This is a genomic window from Pseudomonas sp. CH61 (assembly GCF_059429415.1).
Genome location: NZ_CM182098.1, coordinates 2,977,917 through 2,990,651, shown reverse-complemented (window position 1 = coordinate 2,990,651; position 12,735 = coordinate 2,977,917). Strand labels below are relative to the sequence as shown.

Annotated in this window: 1 protein-coding gene (cut by a window edge); it reads left to right on the top strand. The window is 64.0% G+C overall.

Annotated features, from left to right (window positions below):
* Positions 1-12,735: the 3' portion of a non-ribosomal peptide synthase/polyketide synthase gene (locus AC5SEM_RS13340; protein WP_495473274.1), read on the top strand. 5,094 nt of this gene lie to the left of the window's left edge; only the last 12,735 of its 17,829 coding nucleotides appear in the window; its start codon lies off the left edge, out of view; its stop codon occupies positions 12,733-12,735.

Genomic DNA, 12,735 nt, shown 5'->3' with positions numbered 1-12,735 from the left:
GAACGTCTGGCCTACATGCTGGACGACAGCGCGCCGCTGGCGGTGCTGGTACAAGGCTCCACTCGCGGGCTGCTGGGTGACGTCGCCGTGCCGCTGATCGATCTCGATCAAGCGCACTGGCAGTCGCTGCCGAGCGACCCTCTGCCCACCGCCGAGTTGACCCCGCAACACATGGCGTACGTGATCTACACCTCCGGTTCGACCGGCCAGCCAAAAGGCGTGATCAACGAACACACTGCGGTGGTCAACCGCTTGCTGTGGATGCAGGACGCCTATCCACTGACAGCGGCGGACACGGTGTTGCAGAAGACGCCGTTCAGTTTTGATGTGTCGGTGTGGGAGTTTTTCTGGCCGTTGATGACCGGCGCACGTCTGGTCATGGCGCAGCCCGGTGGCCATAAGGATCCGATGTATCTCAGCGAAATCATCGAGCAAGAACGGATTACCACGCTGCACTTCGTGCCGTCGATGCTCGACGTGTTCCTTGCCCATGGCGACACCCAGCGCTGCTCGGAACTGCGTCAGGTGATGTGCAGCGGCGAAGCGTTGCCGGGCAGTCTGGTGCGGCGCTTCAAACGGCAATTGCCGGGCACTGCGTTGCACAACCTTTACGGCCCGACCGAAGCCGCTGTCGACGTGACCGCGTGGAATTGCGCCGGGCCGCTGGAGCAAACCCCGGACAACACGCCGATCGGCAAACCGATCGCCAACACCCGCATGTACATCCTCGATGGCCAGCAACAACCGGTGCCGCAAGGTGTGGTCGGTGAGTTGTACATCGGCGGCGTGCAGGTGGCCCGTGGTTACCTCAATCGATCTGAACTGAGCGCGGAACGCTTCCTCGATGATCCGTTCCAGGCCAATGGCCGTATGTACCGCACCGGCGACGTCGCCCGCTATCTGGCCGACGGCAATATCGAATACCTGGGCCGCAACGACGATCAGGTGAAAATTCGCGGCTTGCGTATCGAACTGGGCGAAATCCAGGCGCGCCTGACCCAGATCGAGAGGGTGCAGGAAGCGGTGGTGCTGGCCCGCGAAGACGTGCCCGGCGACAAGCGGCTGGTTGCGTATTACACCGGGGAACGGCTGGACATCGAAGCGCTGCGCAATGATCTGCTGGAGCATCTACCGGACTACATGGTGCCTGCGCTGTTTCTGCACCTCGATGCGCTGCCACTGAGCCCGAACGGCAAACTCGACCGCAAGGCATTGCCGGCGCCGGATCTGGCGGCATTGGCTGCACGTGAATACGAGGCGCCGGTCGGCGAAGTGGAAACGCTCCTCGCCGCGCTCTGGGCCGAATTGCTCAATGTCGAGCGGGTAGGGCGCCACGACCACTTCTTCGAGCTGGGTGGTCACTCACTGATGGCGGTGAATCTGCTGGCGAAAATGCGTCGTGCCGGTCTGAGCGCCGACATCCGCGTGCTGTTCAACCAGCCGACACTCGCCGCACTGGCGGCGGCCGTTGGTGGCGAGCCGCAAGCCGAGGTCCCGGCCAACCGCATTACGCCGGACTGCACGCGCATCACCCCGGAACTGCTGCCACTGCTGACGCTCGATCAAGCGACCCTTGACCGTATCGTTGCCAGCGTCCCCGGCGGCGTGACCAATGTGCAGGACATTTATCCGCTGGCGCCGTTGCAGACCGGAATTCTGTTCCATCACCTTTCGGCCGCTCAGGGTGACCCCTACGTGTTGCAGGCACAGTTTGCGTTTGCCGATGAGCAGCGCCTGAACACCTTCACTGAAGCTCTGCAGAAGGTCATCCAACGCCACGACATTCTGCGCACCTCACTGTTCTGGGAAGGCCTCGAAGACCCGGTGCAAGTGGTTTGGCGCCAGGCGTCGCTGGCCTGCGAAGGTATTGCGCTGGAGGACGCGAGCGGCGACGCATTGGCGCAGTTGCGCGCTCGCTTCGATGCCGGTCATTACCGCATGGCCGTCAATCAGGCGCCGCTGATGCGCGTGGTTCACGCGTGGGACGCGGTCAATCAGCGGGTTGTCGCGTTGCTGCTGTTCCACCATCTGGTGATGGACCACGTCGCGCTCGAAGTGCTGCAACAGGAAATGCAGGCCTTCCTCAGCGGCCAGCCACAACGTCTCGCCGAGCCGGTGCCGTATCGCAATTACGTGGCGCAGACCTTGACCGGGATGAGCGATGAGCAGCATGAAAGCTTCTTCCGCAACATGCTCGGCGATGTCGACGCGCCAACCTTGCCTTACGGCCAGGCCCAGGCACAGGAAGGGCTGGCTGAGCAGGCGCGGTTGACCCTCGACCTCGGTCTGAGCCGCGACATCCGCCAGCAGGCGCGGCGTCTGGGCGTCAGCGCCGCGAGCCTGATGCACCTGGCCTGGGCGCAGGTGCTCGGGCAGTTGTCGGGCCGCGACGACGTGGTGTTCGGCACGGTATTGCTCGGGCGCTTGCACGCCGGCGAGGGTGCCGAGCGTGCGCTCGGGGTGTTTATCAATACCTTGCCGCTGCGCATCGATCTGACCGCGCACAGCGTCAAAGGCGCGGCCCTGGCTACCCATCAACGGCTGAGCCAATTGCTCCAGCACGAACACGCGCAACTGGCGCGCATCCAGCATTGCAGCGCGATGGCGCCGACCACGCCGCTGTTCAGCACTTTGTTCAATTATCGTCACGGGGCTGCGGCGCCAGCGAGTTCTACCGAGGCCGCAGTGGCCTGGCAGGGCATGCAATTGCTGGAAGCCGAGGAACACAGCAATTATCGCCTGACCCTTAGCGTCGACGACCTCGGCGAAGGCTTCAGTCTCAGTGCATTGGCCGGTGCCGGCATCGACGCGCGGCGTACTTGCGACTATCTGCAATGTGCCTTGCACAGCCTTGTACAAGCGCTGGAACAGGCACCGCATCAAGGCTTCGAGCGCTTGTCGATCCTGCCGGCCGCTGAGCGCGAACAGCTATTGATCGGTTTTAATGCCACCCACGCCGATTTCCCTCAGGGGCTGACGATCGGCCAGCGTTTCGAGCAGCAAGTGGCTGCGCGACCGCACGCGCCGGCGGCGATTTTTGCTGGCGCGAGCCTGAGTTACGCCGAACTCGACCATCAGGCCAACGCCTTGGCGCATCACCTGATCGAAGCGGGTGTGCGGCCTGATGATCGTGTGGCCATCGTTGCCCGTCGCGGGCTCGATACGCTGGTCGGGCTGGTGGCGATTCTCAAGGCGGGCGCCGGTTATGTGCCGGTGGACCCGGCGCATCCAGCGGAGCGTCTGAACTATCTGCTGGAGGACAGTGCACCGGTTGCGGTGTTGACCCAAAGCGCACTGCGCGCACGTCTGCCCGAGCTGCAAGTGCCGCTGATCGATCTCGATTTGCATCAGTGGCCGAGCGCCAGAATCGAAACTCCGTCAGTGCCCGCGCTGACACCGCAACACTTGGCGTATGTGATCTATACCTCTGGTTCCACCGGGCTGCCCAAAGGCGTGATGGTTGAGCACCGCACCCTGAGCAATCTGGTCGATTGGCATTGTGCGGCGTTCGATCTGCACGCCGGCAGCCACACCTCAAGCCTGGCCGGCTTCGGTTTCGACGCCATGGCCTGGGAAGTCTGGCCGGCGTTGTGCGTTGGCGCGACCCTGCATCTGGCGCCGGCCCACGACGGCAACGAAGACATCGATGCACTACTCGATTGGTGGCGTGCGCAGCCGCTGGACGTAAGCTTCCTGCCGACCCCGGTGGCCGAGTACGCCTTCAGCCAGGAGCCGGCGCATCCAACCCTGAAAACCCTGTTGATCGGCGGTGACCGGCTGCGCCAGTTCAACCGCAACCAGTCCTTCAAGGTGATCAACAACTACGGCCCGACCGAGGCCACGGTGGTTGCCACGTCCGGGTTGATCGAGGCAGGGCAAGTGCTGCACATCGGCAAACCGCTGAGCAATGCCAGTGTTTACCTGCTCGATGAACAGCAGCGTCCGGTGCCACTGGGGGTGATGGGCGAGCTGTACGTTGGCGGTGCCGGCGTCGCCCGTGGCTATTTGAACCGCCCGCAAATGACCGCCGAGCGCTTTCTGCGCGACCCGTTCAGCCCTTTGCCAAACGCGCGGATGTACCGCACCGGTGACCTTGCGCGCTGGCGCGAGGACGGCACGCTGGAATACCTGGGGCGCAATGACGATCAGGTGAAAATCCGTGGCGTGCGCATCGAACTCGGCGAAATCGAGACCTGCCTCAATCGGTTGCCGGGGATTCAGGACGCCGTGCTGCTGGCCCGTGAAGATCAGCCCGGCCAGCCGCGACTGGTGGCGTATTTCACCGAAACCGCGCAAGGCGAAGCGCTGAACGTCGGCGAGCTGCGTGCGCATCTGCTGGGGCAACTGCCGGAATACATGCTGCCGGCGGCTTTTGTCCGGCTCAACGCTTTACCGCTGACGGCCAACGGCAAAGTCGACCGCAAGGCGTTGCCGAAACCGGATCTGGCCGCGTTGTTCACCCGCGACTACGCCGCGCCGCAGGGCGAGACCGAAACCACCCTGGCGCAGATCTGGGCCGAGGTGCTGCAGGTCGAACGGGTAGGGCGCCATGATCATTTCTTCGAACTCGGCGGGCATTCGTTGCTGGCGATGCGCATGGTTGCGCAGGTCCGGCAACGGTTGGGGCTGGAGCTGGCGTTGGCGGATCTGTTCGCCAATGCCGAACTGGCGGCGGTCGCTGAGTGCCTGGCGGGTGCCGAGCGCAGCACCCAACCGTCGATTGTGCCGGTAACGCGTGACGGCACCTTGTCCTTCGCCCAGCAACGCCTGTGGTTCCTCGCGCAAATGGCGGGCGGCAACTCGGCGTACAACATCCCCATGGCCCTGCGCCTGCGCGGTCGACTCGACATCGATGCGTTGCAAGCGGCGCTGGCGCGTATCGTGGCCCGCCACGAAACCCTGCGCAGCCGCTTCATCAGTCGCGATGACACTGCGCAGGTGACGATTGCGCCGGTCGACAGCGGCTTGCTGCTGCGTGTTGAAGATCTGTGCCAACAGCCACAGGCCGAGGACACCTTGCAGAGGTTGATGACGCAGGAAGCCTCGACGGCGTTTGATCTGCAGAACGACCCGCTGATTCGCGGACAGTTGCTGCATTTGGCCGAGGACCACAATGTGCTGCTGTTGACCGTGCATCACATCGTCGCCGACGGTTGGTCGATGGGCGTGCTGACCCGCGAATTGATGGCGTTGTATCAGGCATTCAGCCAGGGCCAGCCCGATCCGCTGCCAGCGCTGACGCTGCAATACGGCGATTACGCGGTGTGGCAACGACGCTGGCTCAGCGGTGACGTGCTGCAACGGCAAAGTGATTATTGGCAACAAACCCTCGACGGTGCTCCAGCGCTGTTGACGCTGCCCACCGATCGTCCGCGTCCGGCGCATCAGGATTATGCTGGCAGCAACCTCGAAGTGGTGCTGGAGCAACACCTGAGCGCCGCACTCAAAGCCCTGAGCCAGCGGCATGGCGTGACCCTGTTCATGACCCTGACGAGTGCCTGGGCATTGCTGATGAGTCGTCTGTCCGGGCAGGCCGATGTGGTGATCGGCTCGCCGGTGGCCAACCGCACCCGCGCTGAAGTCGAAGGCTTGATCGGCATGTTCGTCAACACCCTGGCGCTGCGCATCGATACCTCGGGCGAGCCGAGTGTCGAAACACTGCTGGCACGGGTCAAGGCACGGACACTGGAGGCGCAGGCGCATCAGGACTTGCCGTTCGAGCAAGTGGTGGAAATCACCCGACCGTCGCGCAGCCTGGCGCACAGCCCGCTGTTCCAGACCACGCTGAGCTGGGACAGTCACGGCGGGCCGCAACTGGCGCTGGGCGAGCTGACACTGGAAGCGGTGGCCGGCGCGGACGAGGTCGCCAAGTTCGACCTGACGCTGACCCTGGGCGAGGTCAACGGTGTGATTCGCGGTTCGCTGAACTACGCCACGGCGCTGTTCGACGAATCGACCATCCGCCGCTTTGTCGGCTATTTCCAGCGGCTGTTGGAGGCGATGGTCGGCGATGATCGCGCGGTGCTCGAACATGTGCCGTTACTGGCGGCGGAGGAACGTCAGCGCTTGCTCGTCGAGTTCAACGCCACCGCGCGCGATTACCCGCAGACCCTGACCGTGCACGGGATTTTCCAGCAACAAGCGGCGGCGCATCCAAAGGCTGTGGCGGCGGTGCATGGCGCGCAATCGCTGAGTTATTTCGAACTGAACGCGCAGGCCAATCGTCTGGCTCATCACCTGATCGGCCAAGGCGTGCAACCGGGTGATCACGTGGCGATCCTGCTGCCACGCTCGCTGGAACTGCTGGTGGCGCAACTGGCGATTGCCAAGTGCGCGGCGGCCTATGTGCCACTGGACATCCACGCGCCGAGCGAGCGTCAGGCGTTCATGGTCGAGGACTGTCGCGCGGCCGCGCTGCTGACCCTGAGCGGCGAAGTCATCGATTACGCCGTGCCGCGTATCGATCTGGACAGGCTGACCCTCAGCGGGCAACCGACACACAACCCTAACCTGGCGCAGTCTTCCGAGTCGCTGGCGTACATCATGTACACCTCCGGCTCCACTGGCACGCCGAAGGGGGTGATGGTGCCGCACCGTGGCATCGGCCGCTTGCTGCTCAATAACGGTTATGCCGATTTCAATGCGCAGGATCGCGTGGTGTTCGCCTCGAACCCGGCATTCGACGCCAGCACCATGGACATCTGGGGGCCGCTGCTCAACGGTGGTCGCGTGGTGATCATCGATCATCAGACCCTGCTGGATCCGCAGGCCTTCGGTCGTGAGTTAAGCGCCAGTGGCGCGACGATCCTGTTCGTCACCACGGCGCTGTTCAACCAGTACGTGCAACTCATCCCGCAAGCGCTCAAAGGCCTGCGCATTCTGCTTTGTGGTGGCGAGCGCGGTGATCCGGCGGCGTTCCGTACGCTGCTGGCCGAGGCGCCGGAGCTGCGCATCGTGCATTGCTATGGCCCGACCGAAACCACCACCTACGCCACGACGTTCGAAGTGCGGGAGGTGGCGGAAAATGCCGAGAGCGTGTCGATCGGTGGACCGATTTCCAACACCCAGGTCTATGTGCTCGATGCGCATCAGCAACCCGTGCCGATGGGCGTGACCGGTGAGCTGTATATCGGCGGCCAGGGCGTGGCGCTGGGTTATCTGAACCGAGCCGATCTGACCGCCGAGAAATTCATCCGTGATCCATTCAGCGATAAACCCGGCGCGTTGCTCTATCGTACCGGCGACCTCGCGCGCTGGCTGGCGCCGGGGCAACTCGATTGCGTCGGGCGCAACGACGATCAGGTAAAAATCCGTGGCTTCCGCATCGAGCTGGGTGAGATCGAAAGCCGTTTGCTCAACTGCGCGGGGATCAAGGAGGCCGTGGTGTTGGCGCGCCGTGACGCTCAGGAGACCCCGCGTCTGGTCGCCTATTTCACCGCGCACGAGGGACAACTCGACAGCGTTGAGCTGCACGCCCAACTGTCGACGCGCTTGCCGGAGTACATGCTGCCGACGGCCTGGGTGCAACTGGAAGCGTTGCCGCTGAACAACAACGGCAAGATCGACCGCAAGGCGTTGCCGGCACCGACCCCGGCCGCCATGCTCAGCCGGGTCTATGTGGCGCCGATCACGGCGCTGGAGGAAAACCTGGCGCGCATCTGGGCCGGGTTGTTGCAGGTCGAGCAGGTGGGACGACACGATAATTTCTTCGAGTTGGGCGGTCATTCGTTGCTGGCGATGCGCATGCTGTCGCAGGTTCGCCAACAACTGGATATGGAACTGACACTGGCCGAGCTGTTCGCCAATCCTGAGTTGGCGGCCGTGGCGCAGGTGTTGAGCCGGGCCGCGCGCAGCACGTTGCCGGAGATTGTGCCGGCAGCGCGTGAGCAAGTGCTGCCGCTGTCGTTTGCGCAACAGCGCCTGTGGTTCCTGGCGCAAATGGACGGCGGCAACACGGCGTACAACATTCCGCTGGGCTTGCGTCTGCGCGGGCGGCTGGATGAAGACGCGCTGCAACGGGCACTGGCGCGCATTGTCGAGCGCCACGAAACCCTGCGCAGCCGCTTCACCCAGATCGACGATCAAGCGCAGGTGCTGATCGTGCCGGCCGCGGCCGCGCTGTTGCTGCAGGTTGAAGATTTGCGCCAGCACCCGCAGGCCGATAATGCTTTGCGTGGGCTGATCGAAGAGCAAGCCGGTGCACCGTTCAATCTTGCTCGCGATGCGCTGATTCGCGGACGTCTGGTGCGTTTGGCCGACGATCACCATGTGCTATTGCTGACGCTGCACCACATCATCTCCGATGGCTGGTCGATGGGTGTGCTGACCCGTGAGCTGGCGGCGCTGTATCAAGCCTTCAGCCATGACCAGCAAGACCCGCTGCCCGCGCTGGCGCTGCAGTACAGCGATTACGCGGTATGGCAACGCCGCTGGCTCAGTGGTGAGGTGCTGCAACGGCAGAGCGATTACTGGCAGCAAACCCTGGCCGGTGCTCCGGCGTTACTGACGCTGCCGACCGATCGCCCGCGTCCGGCGCAACAGGACTTCGCCGGCAGCCATGTCGACGTAGTGCTGGGCGCGCCGCTGAGTCGCGGACTGAAAGCGCTGTGCCAACGTCGCGCGGTGACGCCGTACATGGTGATCCTCAGCGCCTGGGCGATGTTGCTCAGTCGCTTGTCCGGGCAGACCGACGTGGTCGTCGGCTCGCCGGTGGCCAACCGTACCCGCGCCGAGATCGAAGGTTTGATCGGCATGTTCGTCAACACCCTGGCCCTGCGCATCGACACCTCGGGCGCACTCAGCGGCGAAGCGTTGCTGGCGCGGGTCAAGGCGCAAACCCTGGCGGCGCAGGCGCATCAGGATCTGCCGTTCGAGCACGTGGTGGACATCAGCAAACCGCTGCGCAGTCTGGCTCACAGTGCGTTGTTCCAGACTCTGCTGAGCTGGGACAACAATGACGGCCCGAGCCTGCAACTGGGCGACCTGACGCTGGAAGGCGTGGCGGGGGAAAGCCACTTTGTGAAGTTCGACCTGTCGCTGAGTCTCGGCGATAGCGCCGACGGCGTTCGCGGCTCGCTGCGTTACGCCACGGCGTTGTTCGATGAGTCGACGGTACGGCGTTTTGTCGGTTACTTCCAGCGCTTGCTGGCGGCGTTGGTCAGCGATGAGCAAACGCTGCTGGAGCAGGTGCCGTTGCTGGCGCAGGACGAACGTCAGCGCCTGTTGCACGACTTCAACGCCAGCGAAGTCGATTGCCCGCTGGAACAGCCGTTGCACTGCTTGTTTGAAGCGCAGGTGCGGATTAAGCCCGAGGCCATCGCCGTGCAGTCCGAAGCCGGGTGCCTCACCTATCGCCAACTCAATGCGCGGGCCAACCAACTGGCTCATCACTTGCGCGAACAGGGCGTGCAGCCGGATTCACGCGTGGCGATCTGCGTCGAGCGCGGGCTGGATCTGGTGGTCGGTCTGCTCGGCATTCTCAAAGCGGGCGGGGCCTATGTGCCGCTGGATCCGGGATATCCGGCGGAACGTCTGGCCTACATGCTCAAGGACAGCGCGCCGGTTGCGGTGCTGGTGCAAGCGGCGACGCGTTCGCTGTTCGCCGCGCCTGCAACGACCTTGATCGACCTCGATCAAGGTCATTGGCAACAGCAGCCCGATCACGATCCGCAGGTGCCCGGCCTGGGCGCGTCGAACCTGGCTTACATGATCTACACCTCCGGCTCCACCGGTCTGCCGAAAGGCGTGATGATCGAGCATCGCAGCGCCTGCAACATGGTGCATTGGGGCTCGCAGATCAGTGCGCCGACCGAGCATGGTGCGTTGCTGCAAAAGGCCCCGTTCAGCTTCGACAGTTCGGTGTGGGAGATCTTCTGGCCGCTGTGTTCCGGCCTGCGTCTGGTGCTGGCACGGCCGGATGGCAACCGCGATTCGGCTTATGTGGTGCAGGCGATTCGCGAGCAGCAAGTGACGGTGGTCAAGTTCGTGCCGGCGCTGCTGCAGGACTTCATTGAGCAGGCCGATGTCAGCCAGTGCACCAGCCTCACCGATGTGCTCAACGGTGGCGGTGAACTCAGCGCGGCGCTGGCGCGGCAGGTGCGCGATCGCCTGCCGTGGGTGCGTTTGCACAACGTTTACGGCCCGACCGAAACCACGGTCGACAGCACTGGCTGGACGCTTGAACCGGATCAGCCGGTGCCACACAACACGGTGCCGATCGGCCAGGCGCTGAGCAACACACGCTTGTACGTGCTCGATGCTTACGATCAACCGGTGCCGCAGGGTGTCAGCGGCCAGTTGCACATTGGCGGCGTGGGTGTGGCGCGCGGTTATCACCGATTGCCGGAGATGCAGGCTGAGCGTTTCATCGACAGCCCGTTCGTGGCCGGTGATCGGCTGTACCGCACCGGCGATCTGGCGCGCTACAACAACGACGGTGATCTGGAATTCCTCGGGCGCAACGACTTCCAGATCAAGCTGCGCGGCTTGCGTCTGGAGCCGGGTGAAATCGAAGCGCGGCTGATCGAACATCCGGCCATTCGCGAAGCGGTGGTGATGGTGCGCGATGAACGTCTGGTGGCTTGGTACACCCTGCGCGCGGGGCTGCAGGCGCCAGGCCTGGACGTCTTGCGCGCCCATGTGCTGGAACGCTTGCCGGAATACATGGTGCCCGGCGCCTATGTGCTACTCGACGCATTGCCGCTGACCCCCAACGACAAGGTCGATCGCAAGGCCTTGCCGGAGCCGGGCGCAGACGCGGTAATCAACCGTCCATATGTGGCGCCGCAAGGCGAAGTGGAAACCGCGATGGCGCGGATCTGGGCCGAAGTGCTCAACGTCGAGCAGGTCGGTCGTCACGACAACTTCTTCGAGTTGGGCGGGCATTCGTTGCTCGCGGTGCGGCTGGTCAATCTGCTGCAACGCGGCGGATTGCAGGTGTCACTGGCCGAATTGTTCCAGCACCCGAGCATCGAGTCGGCGGCAGCGTTGCTCGCTCAGGATGAAATGGCCGGACTGCCGGAAGGGCTGGTCGTGGTGCGAGCCGGGAATACCGGTACGCCGCTGTTCCTGGTGCATGAATTCAGCGGCCGCGACGTGTATTTCCCGACGCTGGCGCAGCACATTGGCGGCGAGTTTGCGATTTATGGCCTGCCCGGCGTGCCGCTGGGTCAGCCACAGTTGCGCACAATCGAATGCATGGCCACGCGGATGGCGGGGATCATCCGTTCGGTGCAGCCACACGGGCCGTATCGTCTGGCGGGCTGGTCGTTCGGCGGGGTGCTGGCCCATGAGGTTGCCCAGCAATTGCTGGGTCAGGATCAACCGGTGGACTTCATCGGCATGCTCGACAGTTACGCGCCCAACTCACTGGCCCAGGACAAGGCGATGTGGAGCGGCAAGGATCTCGACAAGCGCCAGTTGCTCGGGCATTGCCGGGGGCGTGCGCTGATGCTCGGTGCCGATGGCGCCGCCGCGTTGGCGTCGGTCGAGGCTCTGGAAGCCGAAATGGAGCAGTTGGATTTCCACGCGCTGTTCCAGCGTTGCCAGGTGCAGCAACTGACCGATCCGGAACTGGCCACGGTCAGCGCGGCCGATGCCTGGCATTACTTCGATCGCGAGGCGGCGCATCGCCTGGCCTTGGCGCATTACCGGGTCAGCCCGGCGAGCCAGACGATTCATCTGTTCCGCGCGCAGGCGTTGATGGACGGGCAGTCTGTGCCAAGCCCGACACGCGGTTGGGAGGAGCGCTTCGACAGTCGTCTGTTGCAGTGCATCGATATTCCCGGGGATCACCGCAGCATGATGAAAAACCCACATATTCAGGCGTTGGGACAGGCCATCACTCGGGCACTTGAGGCGGTAATCGCGCCCGCCACGGCGGTGTATCAGCCGCTGCTGACGATCCAGAGCGGGCACCTGGGGCATGCACCGATTTTCTGCGTGCCGGGGGCAGGTGACAGCGTCACCGGGTTCATTCATCTGACCGAAGCGATCGGCCCGGAGTGGCCGATCATCGGCCTGCAACCGCGCGGGCTGGACGGCAGCAGTGTGCCGCACAGTCAGGTCGAGGCCGCTGCCGCGTTTTATCTGCAGGCGATCGCGCAGGCTTACCCAAAAGGCCCGGTGCATTTGATCGGCCATTCCTTCGGCGGTTGGGTGGCGCATGCCATGGCGGCGCAGCTGCAAGCGACCGGGCGCGTGGTGGCATCGTTGACGTTGATCGACAGCGAAGCGCCGGGCGGCAACGGCACGGCAGGCAAACCGTACACCGGTACAGCGGCGCTGGAACGCTTGATCGACACCCTGCAACTGTCCAGCGGCAAGTCGCTGGAGATCGATCCGCAGGTATTTGCCGACGCTGATGACGCCACGCAAATGCGCTTGCTGCATGCCGGGATGGTGCACGCCGGTGTGCTGTCGGAGCGCGCCGCGCCCGATGCGATGCACGGCCCGGTCCGCACCTTCGCCACAGCCTTGCGCACGGTCTATCAACCACAACTGGCCTACACCGGACCGGTGCGGCTGGCGCTGGTCGATGACCCGACGCTGGATGCGTGGGGCAATCAGCGCGAGCAAGCGGCGATGGTCGAGGGTTGGCAGCGCCAGGTTGCGGATCTGGCGGTGTGGTACGGGCCGGGCAACCACTTCACGATTCTCAAGGCGCCCAATGTCTTCAGTCTCGCGGCGTGGTGGCATGACGGTCTGAAAGTGCCGGCCGGGCAAGTGCTGTCCTGA